Genomic DNA, 26,175 nt, shown 5'->3' with positions numbered 1-26,175 from the left:
TCCATGACTGTAATTCCGCCTTCCCCTTCCGAAGATAGCGACCTCCAACTGGTGGAGCGCGCGGTAGCGGGCGATCAGCGTGCCTATGAGTTACTGGTCATCAAGTACCAGCGCCGTATCGAGCGTCTCATTGGCCGGATGGTGCGGGACACCGACATCGTTCAAGACATAGCGCAGGAGACGTTCATCCGGGCCTACCGCGCGCTGCACCAGTTCCGGGGGGATGCGCAGTTCTACACTTGGCTCTACCGGATTGCTGTCAATACCGCCAAGAAGGCGCTCATGGACATGAAACGCAATCCGGTCATCTCTGAGAACGCGTTGCGGGGGAACGAGGACGAAGATGAAACTTCCCGCCTCGGACACGAACTAACCAGCGACGAAACCCCCGAAACCGTACTCGCTGCCCGAGAAATCGCGCAAGCCGTGAATGCGGCTATGGAGGCGTTGCCCGACGATCTGCGCCAGGCGGTAACGTTGCGCGAGATTGAAGGGCTGAGTTACGAAGAGATTGCGACGGCCATGGATTGCCCCATCGGCACGGTGCGGTCACGGATTTTTCGGGCGCGAGAGGCCATTTCGGCAAAAGTGCGTCCTCTGCTTGAGAACCAGTCAGGCAAACGGTGGTGAGGTAATGAAATGAACAACGCTGTACGAAGTGATGGATTGGTGGGCGGTGCTGTGGTGGCTGAGATAAGCAGGCGCGAGCAATTGTCGGCACTGGCGGATGGTCAGTTGCATGGGGACGAGGTGGCGGACGCCCTGGCCTATGCGGCGCAAGCCGAAGGCCATGCCACTTGGCAGCTCTACCATTTGGTGGGAGATGTATTGCGTTCTTCCGACCTCGCGCAACCTGCCAATCCGAATTTCATGGCGCGGTTGCGTGATGAACTGGCCAAGGAAGGGCCTGTTGTACGTCCTGCGGCCGCTGCTGTGCAGCAGGTGGATGTGGTGGCCCCCGCAATGGCGGATGCTGCCAATGCGTCGGTCTTTCGCTGGAAAATGGTCGCGGGTTTTGCGTCTTTGGCGGCAGTTGCGGCGATTGGTTGGACCTCTTTGGCCACGTTGCAAGGCAATGGTGCACCCGGCGCCACGGGTGGAGCCCAGCTGGCCATCTCTCCCGAGTCGGGTGCGAATGGCCCCAGCTCCGGTGCCCCTGTTGTCGCAGTGGCTGATGCCGATGGTGGCGCGCAGGTGATGATTCGGGATCCCCGCCTGGATGAGTTGCTGGCGGCACACAAGCAGTTTGGCAGCACATCCGCATTGCAGATGCCTGCAGGATTTTTGCGCAATGCCACCTTTGAGACGCCCAGCCGCTGAGCCGGGAGTGGCTTGCTGGCGTGGTGAGATTGTGTGATGAGCTACCCGGGAGTTTTGTGCGTTTGGTTGAAAGCACTGCCGCAGCAGTTCAAACACGGGGTGGTTGCTGCCCTGTGTGTGACAGGACTCTCCGTATCGGCAGGGGTCTCGTCGGCTGAGGGGGGTGTTTCTTCGGCAGCAGAGGCGGCTCCCGCGCCTGCGGAGCGCAGTATTCTGCAGTGGATCGAGCGCATGCACAGTGCGCCCTGCGCGCGCCCGTATGCCGGTACCTTTGTGGTGCTGGCTGCTTCCGGAGCGATGGCCAGTTCACGCATCTGGCACGCCTGTGAAGGGGCGCAGCAGATGGAGCGCGTGGAGGCTCTCAGTGGCACTCCCCGGACCATTTTTCGGCGCAACGACGAGGTACGTACGTTCTGGCCACAGTCGCGTGTGGTGCGGTCGGATCGACGGGATGCCTCTGGGCTGTTTCCACGAGTTCCGGTGGTTGAGGGCACTTCCATATCCCAGTTCTATGCCGCACGCCCTGTGGGCCAAGAGCGCGTTGCAGGATTTGTTGCCGACGTGGTGTGGTTCAAACCCGTGGACTCGCTGCGTTTTGGCTACAAGCTGTGGAGCGAGCGGGAGACCGGCCTGGTCGTGAAGCTGCAGACCTTGGGCGCGAACGGACGCGTTCTGGAGCAGGCTGCATTCTCGGAGTTGGAATTGAACGCCCCCGTTCGCGTGGAGCAGCTTTCACGCCTGATGGACGCGACCGCTGGTTACAAGGTGGTGGCGCCGGTTGTGGTCAAGACCACGGCCACGGCCGAGGGCTGGGTGCTTCGTCAGCCGGTTGCTGGCTTTGTTCCGGTGAGCTGCCATCGGCGCGCTGTGTCTGCTGACGACGGTGCGCAGGGTGTCTTGCAGTGCCTGTACTCCGATGGTCTTGCATCGGTATCGCTGTTCATCGAGACCTTTGATCCCCTGCGACACCCCTCCCAGCCCCAGGTCTCGGGTATGGGGGCCACGCAACTTCTTGCGCAACGGGTCTTGCCCGATGTATGGCTCACAGTAGTGGGGGAGGTTCCTTTGCAGACCCTTCGCCTGTTTGCGGGTCAATTGGAGCGCACACGCTGACACTGACACTGAGGCCAGTGGGCGTGACGCTGGCGGCTGCTGTCTCTGAGCCAGCGCTGTGGCGGGGCCGTTTGCAGGGGCATGCGAAGTGCATTTGCGATGCGGGAACCAAATGGCCGCACACTCTTCACAGTTACACACAGTTTGATGACTGTATTTGCTACCAATCACGAAAGGTCGATGATGTCGAAGTTCGATGGAAATGCGCTGCGCTCCCTGGCATTTGCATGCATGTTCGCAGGGGTTGCTGGCGGCATGGGTTTGCCCCAAGCGGCCTTGGCACAACCTGCTGCAGCGGTTCGCGGGTTGCCAGATTTTACGGACCTGGTGGACCAGGTGGGGCCCTCGGTGGTCAATATTCGGACGGTAGAAAAAGCGTCGAGCCGTGCAAGTGCAAACGGCATGGACGAGGAGATGATGGAGTTCTTCCGCCGCTTTGGCGTGCCGATTCCCAATGTGCCCAGGCAGCAACGTCCTCAGCGGCCGCAAGACGATGAGCAGCCGCGCGGCGTGGGTTCTGGCTTCATCCTGACTGCGGACGGGTTTGTGATGACCAATGCGCATGTCGTGGACGGCGCTGATGAGGTGATCGTCACGCTGACCGACAAGCGCGAATTCAAAGCCAAGATCATTGGTGCGGACAAGCGAACCGATGTGGCGGTGGTCAAGATCGAGGCGACGGGCTTGCCCGCCGTCAAGGTGGGTGATGTGGGGCGTTTGCGGGTGGGCGAATGGGTGATGGCGATCGGATCGCCCTTCGGGTTGGAGAACACGGTGACTGCGGGCATTGTGAGTGCCAAGCAGCGCGATACGGGGGACTATCTCCCGTTCATCCAGACCGATGTGGCCATCAACCCGGGCAACTCGGGCGGTCCGCTCATCAACATGCGTGGCGAGGTGGTGGGGATCAACAGCCAGATCTATTCGCGCTCGGGTGGATTCATGGGCATTTCGTTCGCGATTCCGATGGACGAAGCCATCCGCGTGAGTGAGCAGTTGCGCGCATCCGGTCGGGTGACACGGGGCCGTATCGGCGTGCAGATCGGGCAGGTCACCAAGGACGTTGCGGAGTCCATTGGCCTGGGCAAGGCCCAGGGTGCGCTGGTGACCGGGGTAGAGGCGGGGTCACCCGCAGACAAGGCGGGCGTGGAGGCTGGTGACATCATCACCCGCTTTGACGGCAAGTCCATCGAGAAGGTTGCGGACCTGCCCCGACTGGTGGGCAATACCAAGCCTGGTACCAAGAGCACGATGACCGTGTTCCGCCGTGGCGCTTCGCGGGACCTGGGCATCACCATTGCCGAAATTGAGCCCGACAAGCCAGCTGCCAAAACGGCGGAGCGTGAGGAGAAACCCAAGGCTTCGGCTGCTGCACAGCAAATGGGATTGGCGGTCACGGAACTTTCGGACGCCCAGAAAAAGGAGCTCAAGATCAAGGGCGGTGTGCTGGTCGCGACCGCCACAGAGGCCGCAGCACGTGCCGGCCTGCGCGAAGGGGATGTGATTCTCGCGATTGCCAACACGGAAGTGTCTGGTGTGAAGGAGTTTGAGGCTGTACTCGCCAAGGCCGACAAGAACAAGTCCATCAATGTGCTGTATCGGCGCGGCGAGTGGGCCCAATATGCCTTGATCCGTCCCGGACGATGACGAGTGGCGTTGTGGCAGATATGGGGGGATGGGTTGACCCATTTCCCCACGTTTGCAGCAGGCCTTTGCCGGAGGTGTGGGCATTTTGGTTTTTTTGTCTTTTCCTTCTTTCGATGTTGCAAGTTAGCCTTGGCTAACTTTATGAGGGTCTATCAACTGATTTCGATAGAATAGAGGCCCCTGTTCAACGCTAATTCATATATTAGCTGGACGTTGATTCACGATGCGGGATGTGACGGTGTCATGCACAGCCGATCCACAGCTCACCCACAAGTTGTCCAGCGTTGTAGTTGTGCAGACTGTGTATAAGTTGTTGATAAGATCCCTGTTGCACCCTGGCAACTCCCCTTGGATGCAGTCGGATGGGCTTTTTACTGCGGGCTTTTTGCCTACAATGAAGCTCCAACTATCGCAGTTGCCAATGATTGTTGGTTCAGGGCGCGTCGCCATTCGACGCGCCCTTTTTTCTTGTGTGCTCCGTTTTAATTCAATCACTTGACGCTTTCCGTTGATGAACCACATCAGAAATTTTTCCATCATTGCGCACATCGACCATGGCAAGTCGACGCTTGCAGATCGCTTGATCCAGCGCTGCGGAGGCCTTGCGGACCGTGAGATGGAGGCCCAGGTTCTGGACTCGATGGATATCGAAAAAGAGCGTGGGATAACCATCAAGGCGCAGACCGCAGCGCTGCAATACAAGGCGCAGGATGGGCAGGTCTACAACCTCAATCTGATCGACACACCGGGGCATGTGGACTTCTCGTATGAAGTGAGCCGCTCGTTGTCGGCATGCGAGGGCGCGTTGCTGGTGGTGGATGCTTCGCAAGGCGTTGAAGCTCAGACCGTTGCGAACTGCTACACCGCATTGGATCTGGGTGTCGAGGTGGTGCCCGTACTCAACAAGATGGATCTGCCCAATGCCGATCCCGACAATGCGAAGGCCGAGATCGAAGATGTGATTGGCATCGACGCGACCGACGCGATTCCCTGCTCCGCCAAGACCGGCATGGGTATTGATGAGATCCTTGAAGCCATCGTGGCCAAGGTGCCCGCGCCGCGCGGCAATGCCGATGGACCACTTCGCGCGATGATCATCGACAGCTGGTTCGACAGCTATGTGGGCGTGGTGATGCTGGTGCGTGTGGTCGATGGCCGTTTGCTCAAGGGCGAGCGTATCAAGATGATGGCCAGTGGTGCGGTGTACAACGCGGACAACCTCGGTGTGTTCACGCCCGCCAACGAGCCGCGCAACTCGCTTGACGCAGGGCAGGTGGGCTACATCATCGCTGGCATCAAGGAGCTGCAGGCTGCCAAGGTGGGCGACACGATCACCCTCGAAAAGAAGTTGCCCAACAATGCGGGCCCTGCCGCCGAGGCGCTCCCCGGCTTCAAGGAAATCCAGCCCCAGGTGTTTGCCGGTCTGTACCCGACCGAGGCGAGCGAATATGACTCGCTGCGTGATGCGCTTGAAAAACTCAAGCTCAACGATGCTTCGCTGCACTACGAGCCTGAAGTGAGCCAAGCGTTGGGCTTCGGTTTTCGTTGCGGGTTTCTCGGCCTGCTGCATATGGAAATCGTGCAGGAGCGCCTGGAGCGCGAGTTTGACCAGGATCTCATCACGACCGCACCCAGCGTGGTCTATCAAGTGGTCAAGGCCGATGGTGAAGTGATCATGGTCGAGAACCCCTCCAAGATGCCCGATCAGGGGCGGCTGGAGGAAATCCGCGAGCCCATCGTCACGGTGCATCTGTACATGCCCCAGGACTATGTCGGCCCGGTGATGACGCTCGCCAACCAAAAGCGCGGTGTGCAGATGAACATGGCGTACCACGGCCGCCAGGTGATGCTCACCTATGAAATGCCGCTGGGTGAAATCGTGCTCGACTTCTTCGACAAGCTCAAGTCGGTGTCGCGTGGGTATGCCTCCATGGACTACGAGTTCAAGGAGTACCGTGCGTCCGACGTGGTGAAGGTGGACATCCTTCTGAACGGCGAAAAGGTGGATGCACTGTCCATCATTGTGCACCGATCACAATCGCAGTACCGCGGCCGCGCAGTGGTTGCCAAGATGCGCGAGATCATCAGCCGCCAGATGTATGACGTGGCCATCCAGGCGGCCATTGGCGCCAACATCATTGCGCGAGAGACCATCAAGGCGCTGCGCAAGAACGTGCTGGCAAAATGTTACGGCGGCGATGTCAGCCGCAAACGCAAGCTCCTTGAGAAGCAGAAAGCAGGCAAGAAACGCATGAAACAGATCGGATCGGTCGAAGTGCCACAAGAGGCATTCCTGGCCATTTTGCAGGTGGAAGACTGATGCTCCAGTTCATGCAGATTTTCACATCCCTGGTGCTGGCCGCATTTGGTGGCTATATCGGGGCCTGGTACTTTGGTGCCATCGAAGGCAATTTCGCCTTGCTGTTGTTCCTGGCCACGGTGGTCACGGGCGCGTACTGGCTGGCCGAGCGTTTCTACTTTCTGCCCCAACGTCGCCGAGCCGCCCAGGCCGTCGAAGATGCGGCGACCGCACGCCGTGCGGAGCTGGACCGCATGGGCATCCAGAAAGTCGATGTGGATGTGCAGGAGGCCAAGGGGCGGCTGCTCATGCAGCCTTGGTGGCTGGACTGGACAGCGGGGCTTTTCCCGGTCATCGTTGCCGTGTTTGTTCTGAGGTCGTTTCTTTTCGAGCCCTTCAAAATCCCGTCGGGTTCGATGATTCCCACCCTGCTGGTGGGCGACCTGATCCTGGTGAACAAGTTCACCTACGGCGTCCGCCTGCCGGTGATCCATACCAAGATCACCGAGGGCACCAAGCCTGCGCGTGGAGATGTTCTGGTGTTCCGCTATCCACCCCAGCCGAGCCTTGACTACATCAAGCGGGTGGTGGGTGTGCCGGGTGACGAGGTGGCCTACATCAACAAGCGCCTCACGGTCAACGGTCAGGCCATTGACACCAAGGCGCTGCCGGACTTTTTCGAAGAAGACTCGATGCGCTACTTCAAACAGTTTGAAGAGCAACTGGGCGCACAGCCCCACCGTTTGTTGAACAACCCGGATGTGCCCGCCTTTGTGCAAGGCGCCAGCAATTTTGCCTATCGCAAGAACTGCCGTTACAGTGTTGAGGGTGTTGTGTGCAAGGTGCCCGAGGGCCACTACTTCATGATGGGCGACAACCGGGACAACTCGCTCGATTCACGCTACTGGGGCTTTGTTCCTGAGGGCAATATCGTCGGGAAGGCCTTTTTTGTCTGGATGAATTTCGGTAATCTCAAGCGCATTGGGTCGTTCCATTGATGGATGACCAGCTTTTTTGGACACTGAGGGGGAAACACATGCATATCAAACGCTCTACCAGCCCATTTCGGCAACGTGGTTTGTCTTTCTTTGGTTTGGTGTTCGTCGGGGTATTCGCCGTGGCTGTATTTGCGATTGGTGGACAGTCTGTCCCCATTTTTCTGGAGTATCAGGCGATCAACAAGGCTGCAACTAAGGCTGCCAAGGAGGCCTCCACTGTGTCTGATGTCCGAGCCAGCTTTGACCGTGCGGCGGCCATTGACAACATCAGCTCCATACAAGGCAAGGACCTGGAAGTTGCCAAGCGGGGCGACAACAAGGTCGTGGTTTCCTATAAGTATTCCCGTGAGATTGCGTTAGCGGGCCCAGCCTTCCTTGTCTACCGCTTTGAAGGACAGACCAAGTAGTGCTTCCCGGTCTTCAAGCGTTGCAGGCGCGCCTGCAGCATGTTTTTTCCGATCCATCCCTTCTTCAGCGCGCCACCACGCACCGCAGTTTTTCGGCCGACCACAACGAGCGGCTGGAGTTTCTGGGTGATTCCGTGTTGAATCTGGCGGTTGCGAGCCTGCTGTATCGGCAGTTGTCGGCGTTGCCGGAAGGCGATCTATCTCGCGTGCGTGCCAACCTCGTCAAGCAGGACACGCTGCACCAGCTGGCGCTGGGCCTCAAGATCTCCGACGTGCTGCGATTGGGTGAGGGCGAGTCCAAATCGGGAGGACAGCAACGTCCATCCATTCTGGCCGACGCGCTGGAAGCGCTGATTGGCGCCGTGTACCTGGATGCCGGGTATGCGAGTGCCGAAGCGTTGGTGCACCGCCTTTTTCAGGGTGTAGAGATCAACCCGCAGATGCAGGCTGCATCCAAGGACGCTAAAACTGCATTGCAGGAGTTGCTCCAGGGCCGCAAAATGAAGCTGCCGCAGTACAAGGTCGTCGCCACAGTGGGCGCTGCGCACCGCCAGACCTTCGACGTCGAGTGCGATATTCCTGAACTGGGCCTCACCGAACGCGGCATCGGCGGCTCCCGCCGGGCGGGCGAGCAGGCAGCCGCTGCTGCCATGCTGGCCACATTGAAAGCAAAGAAATTATGAATGATGCTACCAAAGATGTAGCGAATGAAGCCGATCCAGCAAGCGTTGGAGCGCAAAATGACCTCGAAGCCATGCTGGCGGCAGCAGGCTCCCCGGCCGCCGTGCCCGGCCAGCGTTGTGGTGTGATCGCCATCGTGGGCAAGCCCAACGTGGGAAAGTCCACATTGCTCAATGCGCTGGTGGGGCAGAAGATCAGCATCACCTCGCGCAAGGCGCAGACCACGCGGCACCGCATCACCGGTATTCGTACGCGCGAGCAGACACAGTTCATCTTCGTGGACACACCGGGTTTCCAGACGCGCCATGCCACCGCACTCAACAAGTCGCTGAACAAGACTGTGATGGGCGCGATTGGCGATGTGGACCTGATCCTCTTTGTGGTCGAGGCTGGCAACTTCACGCTGGCCGATGCCAAGGTGCTGTCGCTGTTCAAGCCCGGCATCCCCACGCTGCTGCTGGCCAACAAGCTCGACATGGTGCACCGCCGTGCCGAGCTGGCCCCCTGGCTCAAGAGCATGCAGGAGCGCCACCCGTTTGCCGAGTTTGTGCCGATGTCGGCCAAGAACAAGGGCGACATCGAGCGCCTATTTGGCATCTGCGCCAAGTACCTGCCCGAGCAGGGCTGGTGGTACGGCGAAGACGAGCTGACCGACCGCAGCGAGAAGTTTCTGGCGTCCGAAACCGTGCGCGAGAAGCTGTTCCGCTTCACGGGCGACGAACTGCCTTACACCTCTACCGTGGTGATCGACAAGTTTGAGGAAGAAGCCAGCAAGCAGCACAAGCGGCTGGTCAAGATCGCTGCCACCATCGTGGTCGAGCGTGACAACCACAAGATGATGGTGATCGGCGACAAGGGCGAGCGCCTGAAGCGTATTGGCACCGAAGCCCGCCAGGAACTGGAAAAGCTCATGGATGCCAAGGTGTTCCTGGAGCTGTGGGTCAAGGTGCGCTCCGGCTGGGCCGACGACGAGGCGCGCGTGCGCTCGTTCGGTTACGAATAATTCCGTGCCCGCCTGCGACCCTGTCTTGTCCGGGCGGCACAAGCTGTCTGGCGCTTGCCAGCCGCATGCATTTCTGCGGGCCTGAAGCCAATGGCTGCCGCCAAGCGCATCTCCGATGAACCCGCCTTCGTGCTGCACAGCTACGACTGGAGCGAGTCCAGCCTGATCCTGGAGGTTTTCTGCCGTCAGCAAGGGCGTGTGGCGCTGGTGGCCAAGGGGGCCAAGAAGCCCAGCTCCAACTTCCGCCCGGTGCTACTGCCGCTCCAGCCCTTGCTGGTGACCTACACGCTCACCGGGGATGGCAGCGCAGACATCCACACCCTCAAGGGGGCGGAGTGGGTGGGCGGCCATGTGATGCCCACGGGTGATGCCCTGCTGTCGGGCATGTACCTCAACGAGCTACTGCTGCGCCTGCTGGCGCGCGCCGATCCACATGCGGCCCTGTTCGATGCCTATGCCGGTGTGGTGCGGGTGTTGGCCAGCGAACACGGCGATGCGTTAGAGCCTGTGCTGCGCAGCTTTGAGCTATTGCTGCTGCGCGAGATTGGCTTGCTTCCTGGCCTGGATGTCCAGACCATGACGTTGGAGGTCTTGCAACCCAAGACGCGCTACACGCTGGTGCCCGAAGGCGGCCTGCGCGCTTCCTCTTCGGCCGACCGCGCGGGCCTGCTCGGCGGCCAGTGGCAGACGTTGCAACGCGCGCTGGACGACGCCGCCACCTACACCGCCACCTTGCGTGCCTGCGCGCCGGTGGCTGCAGAACTCAAACCCCAGCTGCGCGCCCTGCTGCAATACCATTGCGGCAGCCCCATGCTGCGCACCCGCCAGCTCATGATCGATCTGCAGGCCCTATGAACCAGACCTCACGCACCCCCCACGCCACGGCCCTTTCGGTCAATGTCAACAAGGTCGCCCTGGTGCGCAACACGCGCCATCTGGGCATTCCCAGCGTCACCCGGGCGGCCGAGCTGTGCCTGCAGGCGGGGGCCCAGGGCATCACCGTGCATCCTCGGCCCGACGAGCGGCACATCCGCAGCCAGGACGTGTTCGAGCTGGCCACGCTGATGAAGGCCTGGCCCGACCGCGAATACAACATCGAGGGCAATCCATCTCAGAACCTGATGGACTTCATCCGCAAGGTTCGCCCGCACCAGGCGACCTTTGTACCCGACAGCGAAGACCAGTTCACCAGCGACCACGGCTGGAGCTTTCCGCAGGATGCCGAGCGCCTGGCGCCCCTGATCGCCGAGTGCAAAGCATTGGGCGTGCGCGTGAGCCTGTTCATGGACCCCGTGCCCGAGCAGATGGCCGCCGCCGAGGCGGTGGGCGCTGACCGGGTGGAGCTGTACACCGAGCCCTATGCCGCAGCCTGGGGCACGCCGCAGCAAGACGTTGAGCTCAAGCGCTACGCCGCCGCCGCTCAGGCCGCGCTGGATGTGGGGCTGGGCGTGAACGCGGGTCACGACCTCAACCGTGACAACCTCGCCGCCTTTGTGCGCGAGGTGCCCGGCGTGCTCGAAGTCTCGATCGGCCACGCCCTCATTGCCGACGCGCTGGAGCTGGGCTACGCCGCCACGGTATTGGCCTACCTGGGCTGCATCCAGTCGGGTTGTGCCGCACAACCTGATAACTCCTGATTTGATAGCTGCTAGCGCTTTATGGATAAGCGCTAGAGCCCAATTTCATTCAAAAACCATGATCTACGGCATTGGCACCGACATCTGCGACGTGCGCCGCATCGCGGCCAGCCTGGAACGCCACGGCGAGCGCTTTGCCCAGAAGGTGCTGGCCGACGGCGAACTGGCCACCTGGCGCGAGAGGAGTGGCCGTTGGCCCGACCGCGGCCTGCGCTACCTGGCCACGCGGTTCTCTGCCAAGGAAGCGTTCAGCAAAGCCATCGGCCTGGGTATGCGCATGCCCATGACCTGGCGCCACTGCGAAGTGGCCAAGCTTGCGAGCGGCCAGCCCGTGATCGTGCTGCACGGCGCACTCAAGGAATGGTTTGACGCCAAAGGGCTGAAAGCGCACCTGAGCGTGACGGACGAGACCGACTACGCCGCCAGCTTCTGTGTGGTAGAGAAATTGGATTAAAAATGGCATCTGGCGCTTGATGGATAAGCGCTAGCAGCTATGTTTGTAATAGCAACCTGATGTTTGACACCCTATGACCGAACACGCCCCCCTCATCCTCGACGTGGCAGGCACAGAGCTGACTGCCGCCGACCGCCGCCGCCTGGCCCACCCACTGACCGGCGGCGTGATCCTGTTTGCCCGCAACTGGGAAAACCGCGCGCAGCTGCTGCAGCTGACCAGCAGTATCAAGGCCGTGCGTGACGACCTGCTGATCTGCGTGGACCATGAGGGCGGCCGCGTGCAGCGCTTTCGCACCGATGGCTTCACCCACCTGCCGCCCATGCGCGCTCTCGGCGAGATGTGGATGGACGATGGCAAGGGCGCCAAGGCCGTGCCTGGCAGCGGCGCGCTGCGCGCCACCAATGCGGCCACGGCGGCGGGCTACGTGCTGGGTGCGGAGTTGCGCGCCTGTGGGGTTGATTTCTCGTTCACCCCCGTTCTCGATCTCGATTGGGGTGAAAGCGGTGTGATCGGCGACCGTGCCTTTCACCGCGACCCGCGTGTGGTGGCGCTGCTCGCCAAAAGCCTCATGCACGGTCTGCTGCAGGCCGGCATGGCCAACTGCGGCAAACACTTCCCGGGGCACGGCTTTGTCAAAGCCGACTCGCACACCGAGGTGCCGGTGGACAAGCGTAGCTTGAAGGCCATCCTGGCCGACGACGCCGCGCCATACCCCTGGCTCAGCAGCACGCTCACCAGCGTGATGCCCGCCCATGTGATCTACCCCAAGGTCGATAGCCGCCCCGCAGGCTTCTCGCAGCGCTGGCTGCAGGACATCCTGCGGCGGCAGATGCGTTTTGACGGCGCCATCTTCAGCGACGACCTCAGCATGGAAGGCGCTCGGCGTCTGGACGGCCAGGTCGTCAGCTACACCGACGCAGCCGTTGCAGCGCTGGAGGCAGGCTGCGACCTGGTGCTGTTGTGCAACCAGAGCGTGGGCGATGGCAAGGCCGTGGATGAACTCATCGACGGCCTGGAACAGGCCCAGAACCAGGGCCGCTGGCAGCCGAGTGTGGACAGCGAATCCCGCCGCCTGGCGCTGCTGCCCGAAACCCTGCCCCAGGCCTGGGATGAGTTGATGTACCAGCCCGCCTATCTGCAGGCCTTGGACCTGTTGCCCTGACGCCGTGAGAGCCCGTGGCCTGGAGTCTGGTTCGGCGCCCTCGTCGTTGCCGTGCTCGCCGGGTGTGCAACCCGCCTGCGCCCGCCGCCTAGCGTGCGACCCTGCCAGACCCTCACGCACAGCCGATTTCTCGGCTTCAGTGGACTAGGGCGTGTTGAAGGGCCCTGGCGTGACTGGAGGCGGGGCTGCCGGTGCACTTTCTGCGGCCTCTGCAGCGGTGGCGGGTAGTGCAGGCGGTGGTGGCACTCCCTGAAACCTGCGCACCACGCGTTGAAATACCAGCGCATTGGGAATCTGCAGCCAGGCTACCTGGTCCGCCGCAGCGCCATGGTCTTCGAGCGTGGTGTAGAGCAGGTTGATGTCCACCACACGTCCTTTGGCCCCGGGCTTTTCGGCGGTGTCCAGCACCTCGATGTAGTCGCCAATCTTGAAGGGCCGCACGGTGAAGATGAGCAGCGCGCAAAACAGGTTGGAGAGCACACTCCACGCCGCGAAAAAGGCCACGGCCCCGACAGTGGCAAACCCGGTGAACGCGGTCCAGAGCACGGTGGCCGACACCCCCATGCGTTCCAGCACCAGCAGCGCCGCACTGGCAATGATGAGCCAGCGGATCAGCCCGTTCATGGGCACCACCAGTTCGTCGGGCACCTGGTAGTGCGCGCTGGCACGGCGCACTATGCGGCGCAGCACCCGTTGCAGCAGCCAGGCGACAAACAGGATCAGCAGGATCTGCGTGCCGGGGATGATGACTTCGAGCCAGTCTTGTACCCAGTCGGGAAGGCGGGTTTTCAGCAGCTGCATGCGCGAAACGGCGGTGCGGGCGTTGCGCTCGGTGGCGTCAAACGTGAGGGCAGAAAAGAAACTCAATTGCGCAGTTGCTCCACGGTGTCCATCTGCATTTCAAAACTGAAGAAGCGATTGCGGCCCTGGGCCTTGGCGGCATAAAGCGCCTGGTCGGCACGCATGATCATGCTTTCGGCGTTGGTGCTGTCGTCAGGCACGCAGGTGGTGATGCCGCCTGACAGCGTGAGGATGTTGCCCAGCGGTGAATCTGCGTGTGGAAGGGCGCGCACCTTGAGCAGCTGTCCCAGGGCCCGCGCGAAGGTCATGGCACCCGAGCGTGGCGTATTGGGCAGGATGAGGGCGAATTCCTCACCACCGTAGCGTGACGCGATGTCACGAGGGCGCACGCACACCTCGCGCAACAGGCGGCCGACTTCCTTCAGGCAGGCATCGCCCTGCACATGCCCGCTGGCGTCGTTGAAGAGCTTGAAGTGGTCCAGGTCGCACAGCATCAGCGTGAGCGGCGTGCCGTCCCGGCGCGCAGCCAGGATTTCGTTGTGCAAAATGCGGTCAAACCCCCGGCGGTTGACCAGGCCGGTGAGCGCATCGATCTCCACCATTTCGTTGAGCCGCTGGTTGGCCAGATGCAACTCGGCCGACATGGAGACGAGCCTGCGGCGCATGTCCAGCAGCCGGCGCATGGCACGCAGTTTGGCCATCAGCACGATGGGCTTGACGGGTTTGACGAGGTAGTCGTCACCACCCACTTCAATACCGCGCCACACATCGAGTTCGTTGTCCAGGCCCGAGAGGAAGATGATGGGCGTCCAGTCGCCCGCCTCGCTCTCGCGCATCTGCTGGGCCACCCAGTAGCCGTCTTGGCCGGGCAGCCGGATGTCCAGCAGCACCAGATCGGGGCGGTGGGTTTTGAACAGGTGCAGCGCTGCGATGCCCTCGGGCGCCTCAAAGATGTCTGACACCCCAGCCCGCCGCAGCTCGGCCACCAGCGCTGCGCGCACGGATCCCTGGTCTTCGACCACCAGCACCGAAAAAGCGTTGCCCGAGGGCAAGGGCTGGCTGGCCGGGTAGGGGGCGTTGCTGGAACTGAAGGGCACGGTAGTGTCTCCTTGGGGCCTTCAAAGGGCGGGTCCGGGATGCCCCGAGGGCATCGGGGACGCGCGACTCAGGACTCGCGGCGAAGCGCGGGGAACAGGATCACGTCGCGAATGCTGGGGCTGTCAGTCAGCAGCATCATGAAACGGTCAATGCCGATACCGCAACCCCCCGTGGGGGGCATGCCGTATTCCAGCGCGCGCACGAAATCGTGGTCGTAGAACATGGCTTCGTCATCGCCGCTGTCTTTGGCGGCCACCTGGGCGTGAAAGCGGGCGGCCTGGTCTTCGGCATCGTTCAGTTCGCTGAAACCATTGCCGAACTCTCGGCCGGTGATGTACAGCTCAAAGCGCTCCGTCACCTCGGGGCGCGCGTCGTTGGCACGCGCCAGGGGCGAGATCTCGGTGGGGTGCTCCATGATGAAGGTGGGCTGCCACAGCTTGTCTTCCACCGTTTCTTCAAAGTACAGCACCTGCAGGCTGGCCAGCGTGCGGGCCGAGAGCTTGTCCTTCTCTTCGGTCATGCCCAGCTTCTTCAATGCGCTGATGAGCCATGCGGCATCGTCCACATGGGCGCCTGCTTCCGTGTGCTGGAAGATGGCTTCGCGGATCGTCAGGCGGGCAAAGGGCTGGGTCAGGTCCACCGCGCGGCCCTGGTAGGTCATCTGCAGCGAGCCCGTGGCTTTCAGTGCCACTTCACGGATCAGCGTCTCGGTGAAGTCCATCAGGTCCAGGTAGTTCCAGTACGCCGCGTAGAACTCCATCATGGTGAACTCGGGGTTGTGGCGCACCGAGATGCCTTCGTTGCGGTAGCTGCGGTTGATCTCGAACACACGCTCGAAGCCGCCCACGATCAGGCGCTTGAGGTAGAGCTCGGGCGCGATGCGCAGGTACATCTCCTGCTCCAGCGCGTTGTGGTGCGTGACGAACGGCTTGGCATTGGCGCCGCCCGGGATGGGGTGCAGCATGGGCGTTTCGACTTCAAGGAAGCCGTGGCTCACCATGAATTCGCGCAGCCCGCTCACGGCCTTACTGCGCGCCATGAAGCGCTTGCGGGCGTGCTCGTCGGTGATCAGGTCCACGTAGCGCTGGCGGTATTTCTGCTCCTGGTCAGCCATGCCGTGGAATTTGTCGGGCAGCGGGCGCAGGCTCTTGGTGAGCAGGCGCAGGCTGGTCACCTTGACCGACAGCTCGCCCGTCTTGGTCTTCATCAGCGTGCCTTCGGCGCCCACGATATCGCCCAGGTCCCAGTGCTTGAAGGCGGCATACAGGTCTTCGCCCACGGCGTCACGGGTCACATAGAGCTGAATGCGGCCGCCCACGTCGCCCAGCGATCCATCCTGCACGGTTGCAAAACTGGCCTTGCCCATCACGCGCTTGAGCATCATGCGGCCAGCAACGGAGACGTTCACTGGCGTGGCTTCGAGGGACTCGTTCGTGGCAGTGCTGTGTTCCAGGTGCAACTGGGCAGCCTTGTGGCTGGGCTTGAAGTTATTGGGGAAGGCAACCCCACCGCCAGTGGCCTGGACTTCGCGCAGAGCGCGGAGCTTTTCGCGGCGCTCTGCGATGAGCTGGTTTTCGTCCTGGGGAGCGGGGGCGTGGTTTTGGTCTGACATAGGTGCCGTCGGTGCGGGGGCGTGAAATGGGGCTGGGTTCAGCCAAACCCCTGATTTTATCGGCTACAGGGTGCCGACTGGTCCTTATCCCCTGGACGGGCGATCGCCCCACAGCGCGGATGCCGTCTTCACGATGATCTTCAAGTCGCTCCAAAGCGTGTGCGAGCGGGCGTACTCGGCGGCATAGCGCAGCTTGATGGGCAGAATCTGCTCCACGTAAGTGCGCTCTGGATCGCTGCTCTGTCCCAGCAAAGTGCTTTCGTCGCGAAATTCGATGGAGGCGCGGTCCGTGATGCCCGGCCGGACGCTGAGCACCAGGTCTCGCACAGATTCCGGGTAAAGCGCCACATAGTGCGGCACCTCGGGCCGGGGGCCGACAAGGCTCATATGGCCCAGCAGCACGTTGAAAAGCTGCGGCAATTCATCGATCTTGGTGCGCCGCAGCCAGTGGCCCGCCCGGGTGATGCGGGTGTCGGCCCCCACGGTAATCGCCGGGCCCGCAGCTTCTGCACGCGGGTGCATGGTGCGGAACTTGTAGATGCGAAACAACCTGCCTGCGCGGCCCACACGCTGTTGGCGAAAGAATGCCGGGCCGGGCGAATCCCACACCACCCACAGTGCCACGGCCAGCAGCGCGGGCGCGAGCAGCAGCAGCCCGAGGGCGGCCAAGAACAGGTCGAACAGCCGCTTGGGCATGTCAGCCCAGCACCTCGTGCAGCGCGGCAATCACACGGTCCTGATCGCTGTCACCCATGGCGGTGAACAGGGGGATGCTGATCATGGCCTGGTAGGCTGCATCGGCCTGGGGGAACATCTCCGGCGTGAGCTGATAGCGGTCCCGCCAGTACGGGTGCCGGTGCAGCGGCACATAGTGCACGCTGGTGCCGATGCCCCGGTCCGACAGCGCTTGGATGACCTCGTCACGCCCCAGTGGTGCGTCCGCTCGCAGCCGGATGACATACAGGTGCCATGCGTGGGTGTCGCCTTGGGGTGCATCGGCTGGCAAGGTCAGGGGCAGCGGCGCCAGCTGATCGTGGTAGCGGGTTGCCAAGTCCTGGCGCCGCTGCACAAACTGTGGCAGCCGTGCCAGCTGCTCCACGCCCATGGCGGCGGCAACGTCCGTCATGTTGTACTTGAAGCCCGGAGCGACCACCTCGTAGTACCAGGCCGGGGTTTTGGAGGTGAAGCGGTCAAACGCATCCCGGCTCATGCCATGCAGGCGCATGGTGCGCATGCGTTGCGCAAGCGCCGGGTCATGCGTGACGGCCATGCCGCCTTCGCCGGTGGTGATGGTCTTGTTGGCGTAGAAGCTGAACACCGTGACATCGGACTGCAACTGCCCCACCAGGGTGCCGCGCCAGGTGGTGGGCAAGGCATGGGCTGCGTCTTCCACCACCTTCAAGCCATGTTCTTTGGCGATGGCCAAGATGGCGTCCATGTCGCAGGCCAGGCCCCCGTAGTGCACGGGCATGATGGCTTTGGTGCGGGGTGTGATGGCCGCGCGCACCTTGGCCGGGTCGATATTGAGGGTCACCGGGTCCACGTCCACCAGTACCGGGTCCGCACCCAGGTAGCGCACCACCTCCACGGTGGCGGTGAAGGTCAGTGTGGGCGCGATCACTTCATCGCCGGGGCCGATGCCCAGGGCCTCCAGCGCAAGGTGCAGGCCCGCCGTGGCGGAGTTGACGGCGATGCTCTGCAGACCACCGCCGCCCAGGAAGGCGGTGAATGCCTGCTCAAACTCTTTGGTCTTGGGCCCGGTCGTGACCCATCCCGAGCGCATGGCCGCGCTGACGGCATCGATTTCTGCCGGCCCGATGTCGGGGCGGGCGAACGGGAGAAAGGGTAGGTCGGCGGGGGAGTTCATGGGCGTTGTGGTGAGTGCTAAAAGGGCCAGAGCGAGGCCGCGCTCAGCGTGGCTTCACGGCCCAGGTCAGGCGGTGGGTGCGCAGAAACCACAGCAGTGTGGATGCTGGCGCAATCGCTGGCGCGGGCAGGCGCCGTGCCAGCGGAGGTGCCAACGTAACGCGGCGGGAGTGTATCTGTGCCCCGGGAAACAGGATGCTCAGTTCGCGCAGTGGAATGCCCTGTACATCGGTGTTGGCGGGGTTGTTGACGACAAAGTCATAGACGAGAACACCGCCGCCGGGCGCGACCCATTGCCAGATCACGTCGGCCAGATGGCGGCGATAGCCCTCGTCAAGCAAGGAGCTGAAGAGTGTGAACGCCAGCACGGCATCCTGGCTGGCAGGCTGCACCGGGGCCAAGGCGGCATCCCCTTCCACAATGGCCACGCCTGCTGGCAGCGAGGCGCGCGCTGCGGCGGCACGTTCGGGAAGAAGCTCCAGGCCCGTCAGGCAAGCGGGCGTGGCGCCCAGCCGCACCAGATCGTGCAAATTGCCCGCACTCCCGCAGCCAACCTCCAGCATGGGCCGCTGGGCCAGGCTGCTCCAGCCGTGGGCTTGCCAGATGCGTGCCATGGCGCGCAGGCGCTCCTGCTGCGCCTGCAGCGCCGCAGCGTTGGCATACAGGCTGTAGCGCGCTTCGTCGGCCACTGTGTCGCGCCGGGCGTAGCGGGCCTTGACGGCCTGGAGTTCGTTGTCGGTCATCGGGTGATGCGTGCAAAGTCGGACGAAGGGGCGCGCGAGCGCGCAATGTCCCACAGTCCTCGCCAGGTACCCAGGCCGTAGCCCACATGAAACGCTGCAATCGTCCCCGGGAGGCGGGGCAGCAGTCCCCCGTTGCGGGCCGACCGGGCTGCCGCCACGGATGCCGCCAGAAGATACCCTGCGTAGGCGATGCCCAGTGCAGCCAAGGGCCAGGCGGACCACGGCGAGGCAGCGGAGGCTCCCACTGCTGCGGCCACAAAAGCTGCAGGCACCAGTTGTCGCACGGAGCCCGGCTGCCCATGTTTGCGCATCACAAAAGGCCGCCAGTAGCCATATTGCCGTTGTTGCGCGAACAGGTGCCTGAGCGAATTGCGCGGGTGGTAGGTGGAATGGATGAGGCTGCTCTGCCAGATGCGTGCACCCCCCAGGCGCATGCGCAGGTTGTGCTCGTCGTCCTGGTTGCGCACCAGCGTTTCGTCAAACAGCCCGAATCGGTCAAACACGCTGCGGGGCCAGCATCCGAGGTAGACGGTATCCACCTCACCTTCGTATTGCACATCGCGCGACCGTGCGCCACCCACCACCCAACGGCATTGGAAGGCGGCGGCTATGGCGGCCCCGGTGGGGCCCGTTCCGTGGGCGACCCATGGGCCGCCCACGTTGTCGGCGCGGGTGCGTTCGAGCGCCTCAATGCACTGCGCAAGGTAGTCGGGGGCAAACTGGCTGTGCACGTCCATGCGGGCAATGGTGCCACCCCGTGCGCGGGCAATGCAGGCGTTGAGCCCGGTGGACACAATGCGGCCGGGGTTGTCCACCAGCACGAGCCTGGGGTCTGCAGCACAGCGCTGCATCAGGTGTTCGCGCGTGCCGTCATCGCTGTCACCGTCTGCAATCAGCACTTCCATGCGCCAGCCCACCGGGAGTTGCTGGCGAAGGGCGGAGTCACAGAAAGCGTCGATGTGCTGGCGCTCGTTGCGGCATGGCACGATCACGCTGATCAGGTTGTCCAAGTCAAGGCCTGTGGGCATGGGGGTCAAGGGGTAGGGAGCAGTTGCTGGTACAGCGCGTGCATGCGGTTCATTTGCACCGCGCGGTCGCCGTCTTGCGCTATGCGGGCAGCATTTTGCAGCCCGGCTTGTTCCGCGATGGCGTCATCGGCAAGCAGGGCTTCGAGCCGGGCGGCGAGCGCTGTGGCATCTCCGGCTGCAACCAGCCACTGAGCGTCGATCCAGTGCCGGTTAGCCTGCAGTTCGCTGGCCACCACGGCGAGGCCACACGCCATGCTCTCCAGCATGGCGACCGATGTTGCATCGCTGCTGGGCACCGACACAGATATCTTGCTTTCGCCCAGTACCCGGGTCATGCCAGCGTCATCGAGTCGGCCGTGGAACTGCACCTTGTTGTCCAGCTGCGCCGTGTGCACCTGGCTGCGCAGGGCACCTTCCAGACTGCCTCCGCCGAGCAGGTGCAAGCGCAGATCGGCGCACGGCAATCGCGCCTGCAGCAGGGCGAACGCTTCGATGATGGTGTCGATGTTGTAGTTGGTTTCCCACGCGCGCAGGCTCACCAGCTGGCTGCCTTGCTTGTGACTCCAGGGAACGGGGTGGAAGCGCTGCAGTTCCACACCCCAATGGATTTCCTCGGTCATGCAGTGGGGTTGGAATTGGGCCACTGCGCTCATCAGGCTGGCGGAGTCGCCCGTGATGAGGTCAGCCTGGCGCAGTATCCAGCCGGTCAGCCAGCGCATCCAGGCGCTTTTGCCTGGGGTCACCAACAGGTCGCTGCCCCAGGCGGTCATCACCAGCGGATGTTTGCCGCAACGTGCGGCCAGATAGCCGTAGGAGGTGACGTAATGGGCATGCAGGAGGTCGGGGGCCAGCTCGGCCACGTGGCGCCTCGTTTCCCGTACACGGAACAGCCAGTCCAGTGATCGGTGCACAGGCCGGATGGCCCGCACCGTGACGCCATCGATGGACGCGGGGCGGGCCGTGATCAGCGAAACGCGGTAGCCACGCTGGAGCATCTCCCGCGCCCACCGCTGGACATGGGGGCTGGTGGCATCGCCCAGCAGGCACAGGTGTGTGGCCATGTCAGCTTGCCCGTGTCCAGGATTCGTAGTGTGGGCGCAGTTCCGGATGCTGCAACAGCAGGCGCTCATCCTGCTCGCGCACATCGCCAATCTGGCGCGCGGGGGCCCCTGCCATGATGGCGAAGTCGGGCACTTCGCCGCGCACCTGCGCGTAGGCGCACACCACCACCCCCTTGCCGATGCGTGTACCCGCTTCGATCAGGCTGTGGGGGCCGATGAAGGTGTAGGCGCCGATCTCCACGGGCGCGCTGATGTAGCCAGGCTTGGGGCCCTCGTGGACTGCGTAGCTGCTGCCCAGGAGGCGAATGGCGCGGTGGGAGCTGTGGGTGACGATGCTGACGAAGTTGGTGATCTGCACCCCTTGCCCAATCTGCAGGCCTGCCGTGGCGTCGATGAAGTTGAATTGCCCTATGAACACGTGGTCGGAAAGCCGCAGCCCCTCGGCGCCTTCGATGCAGGTGCTGGGGGCAATGCGGGTGTGGGGCAGGCTGCGGCCCAGGTGGTCGCTTTCCCCGAACACCATGCGGTAGAACAGCGCCTGCCAGAGGCGGCGGCGCCAGCGGTTAAGCACGGCTCTCATGGGGGATGTCCTTCCAGTTTGCCAACGCCCAGAAATAGTAGGCAAAGTAGGCCAGCATGCTCGCTGACACCCCCCATCCGGCACCGGTCAGCCCGCCCAGATGGAGGCCCAGCAGCAGGCCCGCGAAAAACAGGCATTGTCCAACCAACGCCAGGCGCAGCGCCCAGGCCTGCGCGCCCCAGGCCATGGTGACCACCGCGAGGGGCGATGCCATGAAATGCACGGCGATGTACGGCGCAATGGCCCGGGCCAGTTCCCCGGTCTGCGCCCATTGGTCGCCAAAGGCCAGGGAAAAGATGTCCGGGCCCCAGGCAAGCAGCACTGCCGCCAGCGGGCAGGCCAGGGCGGCCAGCCCCATCATGGCCTGGCGCACCAGGGTGCGCGCTTCGTTGGGGCTCTGCGCCTTCAGAAGGCGGGGGTACAAGGTTTGCGACAAGGCCCCGCCGATGAGGGTCGCAGGGGCCTTGAGGTAGCGCAGCGCCAGCGCCCAGAACCCCGCTGCGGCATCTCCGGTCCAGGCCGCCACCAGCACCAGAGTCAGGGTGTCCTGCAGCGCCCCCATGAAAGCGTGGGGTGTGTTGAGCAACGGAAAGTCCCGGTGCTGTTGGGCCATGGACCGGAGTGTGGCCAACGGCTGGCGCCACAGACCCACCCAGCCACCCGCAGGGGCAGGCCTGGCCAGCATCCATGCCGCGCCCAGGCTGGCCAATGTGGCGCCCAGCACCAGACCCAGCGGGCCGGTCTTCATGAATCCGAACAGCAATTGCAGGATGGCGCCACCGCCTTGTTGCAGCAGCCTGGCCGCCGACAGCAGACCAAAGCGCTGGGACCGAGTTGCCCACAGGGTGAGCCATTGCACAGCGCCGCCTGCGAACACCGCCAATGGCAGCGCCCACACCATCGGCATGCCGCGCCACAGCAGAAGCACGGCTGCGGCTGCAGCAGATGCCGTGGTGACAGCGAGCAAGATGCGAGCGCACAGCGCCATGAGCTGGGCGGCGCGCGGCTCGGTGCTTTCGAGGGGGAGTGCGAATTCATAGCGCGCACAGCCCACCACCGCCAGGTTGGTGGCCAGCGCCCACAGCAGTGCAAACTGTCCGAAGTCCTCAGGGCTGTAGAGGCGTGTGAGTGCGGGGCCCAGCACCAGCGGGATGGCGTGGGCTGCAACGCTGCCCGTGAGCAGGGTCAGCGTTGCCCGTACAAGTCCCGACTTCATGGCAGTACGGGTTGCGTTTCGGGGTGGTAGCCAGGCACCAGCTGTCGCAGCAGAGCGGTCATGGCGATGGGGTCGCCCGCTTGGGCTGCCTTCTGCAATGCCTGGAGCAAGGTCTGCAGCTCCTCCCATGGGCGGTATTCTTCACGCGCCCGCAGGATGCGGGGGTGGTCGGTGGGGAAGGGATTGTCCCCAATCAGCAGTTCCTCGAACAGTTTTTCACCCGGGCGCAGTCCGGTGAAAACGATTTCGATGTCTCCTTCGGGGTGCAGATCGTCGCGCACCGTCAATCCCGACAGGGCCACCATGCGCTCAGCCAGCTCCAGGATCTGCAGCGGCTCGCCCATGTCCAGCAGGAACACGTCGCCGCCCTCGGCCATCGCCCCTGCCTGCAGTACCAGCTGGGCGGCTTCGGCAATGGTCATGAAGTAGCGCGTGACGTTCGGGTGCGTCACGGTAAGGGGGCCACCGGCCGCGATCTGCTTGCGAAACAGCGGTATCACGCTGCCACTGGAACCCAGTACATTGCCAAAGCGCACCATCGACAGGCGGGTGGGGCAAGTCCAGGCGGGTGAGCTGTCGGCAAGCTGCGGGAAAGGCGCTCGGGGCGACGCTGCAATTGCTTGCAGCACCATCTCTGCCACACGTTTGGTGGCGCCCATGATGTTGGTCGGGCGCACGGCCTTGTCGGTGGAAATCAGCACGAAATGGTTGGCACCGCACTCCAGCGCCACCTGCACCATGTTCAAGGTGCCAAACACGTTGTTCAAAATACCTTCGCCCGCGTTGGCCTCCACCATGGGCACGTGCTTGTAGGCGGCCGCATGGTAGATGGATGTGGGCCGGTATTGTCGGCAGATGTCTGCCATGCGCGCCTTGTGGGTGACGCTGGCGAGCAGGGGCACCAGCGCACATGCATGCTCGCCCTGGTGCACCAGCGCCGCCAATTCGTGGTGGATGGAGTACAGCGCGTATTCGCTATGGTCCACCAGCAGCAACTGGCGCGGCCCTTCGCGCACGATCTGCCGGCACAGTTCGCTGCCAATGCTGCCGCCCGCTCCGGTCACCAGGACCACCGTGCCCGCCAGATTGCGCCCCAGCAGACCTGGGTCCGGCGCCACTGGCTCCCGGCCCAGCAGGTCTTCGATTTCAAGGTCCTGGAAGTCCGTGACGGTCACCCGGCCGCTGGCCAGGTCAGACAGGCCTGGCAGCGTGCGGATCCGCACGGGCAACTCGCGCAGGCTTTCGATGATCTGCCGCCGTCGCTCGCGCGTGGTGCTGGGCAGCGCCAGCAGCACGTCGGTGATGCCAAGGCGGCGTACCACCTCGGGCAGCGCGTTGGAGGCGTGCACACGTACGCCGTTGATGCTGCGCCCGATCTTGCTGGCATCGTCGTCCACAAACCCCTTGAGCAGGTACTGGCGCATGCTGCCCAGCCCTGCAGCCGTCTGTGCGCCCGCACTGCCAGCGCCGTAGATCAGCAGGCGGTACGGCGCATGGCTGCTGCGCCCCGCCAGCGCCAGCCAGCCCAGTGCGCGGCTGGCACCGACCAGCAGCATGAACAGCAGGGGCTGGAGGATGCCGACGCTGCGGGGTACGCCCTCCCACTGAGCCGCCAGCAGGCAGCCCAGCAAAAGCGCGCCGTAGATGGCCACGGCCTTGCCCGTGGTGATGAGCGCCGTGATCCCCGTGTAGCGGAAGATGGCGCGGTACAACCCCAGCTTGGCAAAAATCGGAAACGCAAGGGCGGGCGCCAGCGCATACGCAAGCCACTGCATGCCTGAGGGCCAGTGGGGCGTCTCCAGCCTCAGCGTGAAGGCCAGCCACATCGCGATGACACCCAGACAGATGTCCATGGCCACCACCACCATGCGCTTGGCTGCGCGCGACCAGCCCAGGATGCGGTTCAGCATGGGCTATGAGAAGAAGAGGGGGCAGTAGCGATTCGGCGGCTCATTGTGTGGGGGCAATTCCGGTCCGCTCCAGCACATCGCCCACCAGTTCCAGCCGCACCAGCGGGTTGTCCAGCTCCATCAGGCGCTGCTTGAGTTCCAGGGGCACGGGCAAAAGCTCGCACCAGCGGTTGGCCACCCATCCGCAGTCGTCCAGCTGGGCTGCCGTGGGGACAATCGCAGTCGGAGTGTCGGGGTCACGCTGCTTCAGTGTGTGCAGCACCTGGGCGAGGGCTGTCGATGCCTTTCTCAGGTCTTGCGGGATCGGCACTGTCAGATCCGGGTCGATGTGCCCCACATCGGCGATCCACAGGCCATGGGGCAGGTGGCTGCGCTGGGTGATGCGAAAGCGCTGGCTGCCACGGCACAGCAGTGTGATCAGGCCAGGCTGCGGGGTGTCGATCTGCTCGATGACGGCCAGGGTGCCCACATCGTTGAACTGTTCTTCAGGCGCGCCCGCCTGGCGCACTTCGCGGCCTTGCGTGAGGGCGACCACGCCAAAGGGGGCGCCCGCCTGATGGCACTTGCGCACCATGTCCAGGTAGCGCACTTCGAACACGCGCAGGGCCAGCAGACCACCTGGGAACAGCACGGAGCCCAGAGGGAAAAGGGGCAAGGATGACAGGGTGAGGGGTTGTGTCATGAAAGGGGGGATACCTTGGCTCGCTATCATCCCATGGCGCAGCCTGCTTTCGCGGCGGCCCCTTATTTTTGTCTCATCCATGCTCTACCAGATCGCCTCTTTCCTGCTCGACGTTGTTGGTGGCCTGCTCACCGGGGCATGCCTGTTGCGGCTGTATATGCAGTGGCAGCGCGTGCCGTTTTCCAACCCCGTCGGCGGGCTGGTTTTTGCGCTGACGGACTGGCTCATCATGCCGCTGCGCCGCGTGATCCCGCCGGTGGGGCGCTGGGATGTGTCGAGCCTGGTGGCAGCCGTGTTGCTGCAGCTGGCGCAGTACTTTATGCTGACCCTGCTGCTGGGCGCCGCCTCGGCATGGGCCTGGCTGCCGTGGCTGGCATTGTTTGGCCTCGCGCGGGTGGCGGTGTCGGGGCTGATTGGCTTGTTGATCGTCTATGCCGTGATGTCGTGGGTGCAGGCGCGGTCACCCCTGGCCGATGTGATTGCCCGGCTGTGCGAGCCCATCCTGCGGCCGTTTCGCCGCATCATCCCGCTGGTGGGCGGTATCGACCTGTCGCCGCTGGCCGTGCTGGTGTTGCTGCAGGTGGCGATGATTGTGCTGGGCCATTTACAGGCCAGCGTAATGAAGTAGCCCCCCTGAGTCGCCTTTGGCGCCTTCCCCCCAGGGGGACGACGGCCTCGCTGCGGGGCGGCCCTTGCTTGCCGTCCCTGGTTGGGGCCGCGCCGGTTTCGGCGGCTGCGCATGATGCGCGGCAATAGATATCTGATACCAAAATATCAGTGAAATCGACCCCTAGCGCTTATCCATAAAGCGCTAGCAGCTATCAAAATAATAGTGTTTTCGCGGCTTTGGCGGG

General features: G+C 63.3%; 26 protein-coding genes. 14 read left to right on the top strand and 12 right to left on the bottom strand.

The window, feature by feature from the left end; genetic code table 11:
- The first annotated feature begins 3 nt into the window (after positions 1-3).
- The 13 genes from rpoE (at position 4) to nagZ (ending at position 12,724) form a co-directional block, all read left to right on the top strand.
- Positions 4-630: an RNA polymerase sigma factor RpoE gene (gene rpoE, locus ACT89O_RS18010; RefSeq protein ID WP_055399464.1), complete on the top strand. Its 627-nt coding sequence runs from the start codon at positions 4-6 to the stop codon at positions 628-630.
- Between the two features lie 9 nt (positions 631-639).
- Positions 640-1,320, top strand: a complete 681-nt coding sequence (locus tag ACT89O_RS18005) for a sigma-E factor negative regulatory protein (RefSeq protein ID WP_487260761.1) — start codon at positions 640-642, stop codon at positions 1,318-1,320.
- 36 nt (positions 1,321-1,356) lie between these two features.
- Positions 1,357-2,433 carry a MucB/RseB C-terminal domain-containing protein gene (locus tag ACT89O_RS18000; RefSeq protein WP_487262882.1) on the top strand — a complete coding sequence of 359 codons (1,077 nt, stop codon included), beginning with the start codon at positions 1,357-1,359 and terminating at the stop codon, positions 2,431-2,433.
- Between the two features lie 183 nt (positions 2,434-2,616).
- Positions 2,617-4,080 (top strand): DegQ family serine endoprotease, encoded by a 1,464-nt coding sequence (locus ACT89O_RS17995; protein WP_487260760.1) that lies wholly within the window; start codon positions 2,617-2,619, stop codon positions 4,078-4,080.
- Between the two features lie 511 nt (positions 4,081-4,591).
- Positions 4,592-6,400 carry a translation elongation factor 4 gene (gene lepA, locus ACT89O_RS17990; RefSeq protein WP_055399457.1) on the top strand — a complete coding sequence of 603 codons (1,809 nt, stop codon included), beginning with the start codon at positions 4,592-4,594 and terminating at the stop codon, positions 6,398-6,400.
- On the top strand, positions 6,400-7,377 hold the full coding sequence (lepB, locus tag ACT89O_RS17985) for a signal peptidase I (RefSeq protein WP_176886635.1): 978 nt from the start codon (positions 6,400-6,402) through the stop codon (positions 7,375-7,377). The genes lepA and lepB overlap by 1 nt, the downstream gene beginning before the upstream one ends.
- A 38-nt stretch (positions 7,378-7,415) precedes the next feature.
- Positions 7,416-7,784, top strand: a complete 369-nt coding sequence (locus tag ACT89O_RS17980; protein ID WP_176886634.1) for a DUF4845 domain-containing protein — start codon at positions 7,416-7,418, stop codon at positions 7,782-7,784.
- Positions 7,784-8,467 carry a ribonuclease III gene (gene rnc, locus ACT89O_RS17975; protein ID WP_176886633.1) on the top strand — a complete coding sequence of 228 codons (684 nt, stop codon included), beginning with the start codon at positions 7,784-7,786 and terminating at the stop codon, positions 8,465-8,467. Before ACT89O_RS17980 ends, rnc begins: the two co-directional genes overlap by 1 nt.
- Entirely contained in the window at positions 8,464-9,468 is a 1,005-nt protein-coding gene (gene era, locus ACT89O_RS17970; protein WP_487260759.1) for a GTPase Era, read from the top strand. Before rnc ends, era begins: the two co-directional genes overlap by 4 nt.
- Positions 9,469-9,558: 90 nt before the next feature.
- The gene (gene recO / locus ACT89O_RS17965) at positions 9,559-10,323 is read left to right on the top strand and encodes a DNA repair protein RecO (RefSeq protein WP_487260758.1); all 765 of its coding nucleotides are present in this window, start codon (positions 9,559-9,561) and stop codon (positions 10,321-10,323) included.
- The gene (locus ACT89O_RS17960) at positions 10,320-11,105 is read left to right on the top strand and encodes a pyridoxine 5'-phosphate synthase (RefSeq protein ID WP_176886630.1); all 786 of its coding nucleotides are present in this window, start codon (positions 10,320-10,322) and stop codon (positions 11,103-11,105) included. Before recO ends, ACT89O_RS17960 begins: the two co-directional genes overlap by 4 nt.
- A 58-nt stretch (positions 11,106-11,163) precedes the next feature.
- Entirely contained in the window at positions 11,164-11,559 is a 396-nt protein-coding gene (gene acpS, locus ACT89O_RS17955; protein WP_121505760.1) for a holo-ACP synthase, read from the top strand.
- A 73-nt stretch (positions 11,560-11,632) separates the two neighbouring features.
- The gene (gene nagZ, locus ACT89O_RS17950) at positions 11,633-12,724 is read left to right on the top strand and encodes a beta-N-acetylhexosaminidase (RefSeq protein ID WP_055399443.1); all 1,092 of its coding nucleotides are present in this window, start codon (positions 11,633-11,635) and stop codon (positions 12,722-12,724) included.
- Positions 12,725-12,868: 144 nt separating this feature from the next.
- Here the strand turns inward: nagZ and ACT89O_RS17945 are convergent, their stop codons facing one another.
- The 12 genes from ACT89O_RS17945 to ACT89O_RS17890 form a co-directional block, all read right to left on the bottom strand.
- Positions 12,869-13,525, bottom strand: a complete 657-nt coding sequence (locus tag ACT89O_RS17945; RefSeq protein ID WP_487256361.1) for a mechanosensitive ion channel family protein — start codon at positions 13,523-13,525, stop codon at positions 12,869-12,871.
- Positions 13,526-13,587: 62 nt separating this feature from the next.
- Positions 13,588-14,622 carry a GGDEF domain-containing response regulator gene (locus ACT89O_RS17940; RefSeq protein WP_121505761.1) on the bottom strand — a complete coding sequence of 345 codons (1,035 nt, stop codon included), beginning with the start codon at positions 14,620-14,622 and terminating at the stop codon, positions 13,588-13,590.
- A 68-nt stretch (positions 14,623-14,690) separates the two neighbouring features.
- A complete protein-coding gene (lysS, locus tag ACT89O_RS17935; RefSeq protein WP_487260757.1) occupies positions 14,691-16,235 on the bottom strand; it encodes a lysine--tRNA ligase in 1,545 nt (514 codons plus the stop codon).
- A gap of 84 nt (positions 16,236-16,319) precedes the next feature.
- The gene (locus tag ACT89O_RS17930; RefSeq protein ID WP_487260756.1) at positions 16,320-16,931 is read right to left on the bottom strand and encodes a sugar transferase; all 612 of its coding nucleotides are present in this window, start codon (positions 16,929-16,931) and stop codon (positions 16,320-16,322) included.
- Between the two features lies 1 nt (position 16,932).
- The gene (locus tag ACT89O_RS17925; protein WP_487260755.1) at positions 16,933-18,102 is read right to left on the bottom strand and encodes a DegT/DnrJ/EryC1/StrS family aminotransferase; all 1,170 of its coding nucleotides are present in this window, start codon (positions 18,100-18,102) and stop codon (positions 16,933-16,935) included.
- A 43-nt stretch (positions 18,103-18,145) separates the two neighbouring features.
- Positions 18,146-18,844, bottom strand: a complete 699-nt coding sequence (locus tag ACT89O_RS17920) for a class I SAM-dependent methyltransferase (RefSeq protein WP_487260754.1) — start codon at positions 18,842-18,844, stop codon at positions 18,146-18,148.
- Positions 18,841-19,872: a glycosyltransferase family 2 protein gene (locus tag ACT89O_RS17915; RefSeq protein ID WP_487256228.1), complete on the bottom strand. Its 1,032-nt coding sequence runs from the start codon at positions 19,870-19,872 to the stop codon at positions 18,841-18,843. Before ACT89O_RS17915 ends, ACT89O_RS17920 begins: the two co-directional genes overlap by 4 nt.
- A gap of 5 nt (positions 19,873-19,877) precedes the next feature.
- On the bottom strand, positions 19,878-20,933 hold the full coding sequence (locus tag ACT89O_RS17910; RefSeq protein WP_487260753.1) for a glycosyltransferase: 1,056 nt from the start codon (positions 20,931-20,933) through the stop codon (positions 19,878-19,880).
- Between the two features lies 1 nt (position 20,934).
- Positions 20,935-21,513 (bottom strand): acyltransferase, encoded by a 579-nt coding sequence (locus ACT89O_RS17905; protein WP_487260752.1) that lies wholly within the window; start codon positions 21,511-21,513, stop codon positions 20,935-20,937.
- Complete coding sequence (locus ACT89O_RS17900) at positions 21,497-22,729, bottom strand: lipopolysaccharide biosynthesis protein (RefSeq protein WP_008903935.1); 1,233 nt, start codon at positions 22,727-22,729, stop codon at positions 21,497-21,499. Before ACT89O_RS17900 ends, ACT89O_RS17905 begins: the two co-directional genes overlap by 17 nt.
- Positions 22,726-24,639: a polysaccharide biosynthesis protein gene (locus ACT89O_RS17895; RefSeq protein WP_487260751.1), complete on the bottom strand. Its 1,914-nt coding sequence runs from the start codon at positions 24,637-24,639 to the stop codon at positions 22,726-22,728. The genes ACT89O_RS17900 and ACT89O_RS17895 overlap by 4 nt, the downstream gene beginning before the upstream one ends.
- A gap of 40 nt (positions 24,640-24,679) precedes the next feature.
- Positions 24,680-25,321: an LON peptidase substrate-binding domain-containing protein gene (locus ACT89O_RS17890; protein WP_487260750.1), complete on the bottom strand. Its 642-nt coding sequence runs from the start codon at positions 25,319-25,321 to the stop codon at positions 24,680-24,682.
- Between the two features lie 79 nt (positions 25,322-25,400).
- Here ACT89O_RS17890 and ACT89O_RS17885 point away from each other — a divergent pair, with 79 nt between their 5' ends.
- The gene (locus ACT89O_RS17885; RefSeq protein WP_218300561.1) at positions 25,401-25,949 is read left to right on the top strand and encodes a YggT family protein; all 549 of its coding nucleotides are present in this window, start codon (positions 25,401-25,403) and stop codon (positions 25,947-25,949) included.
- Positions 25,950-26,175: the final 226 nt, after the last annotated feature.

Source organism: Acidovorax sp. NN32 (genome assembly GCF_057597245.1).
This window is presented reverse-complemented; position numbering and strand designations above follow the sequence as displayed.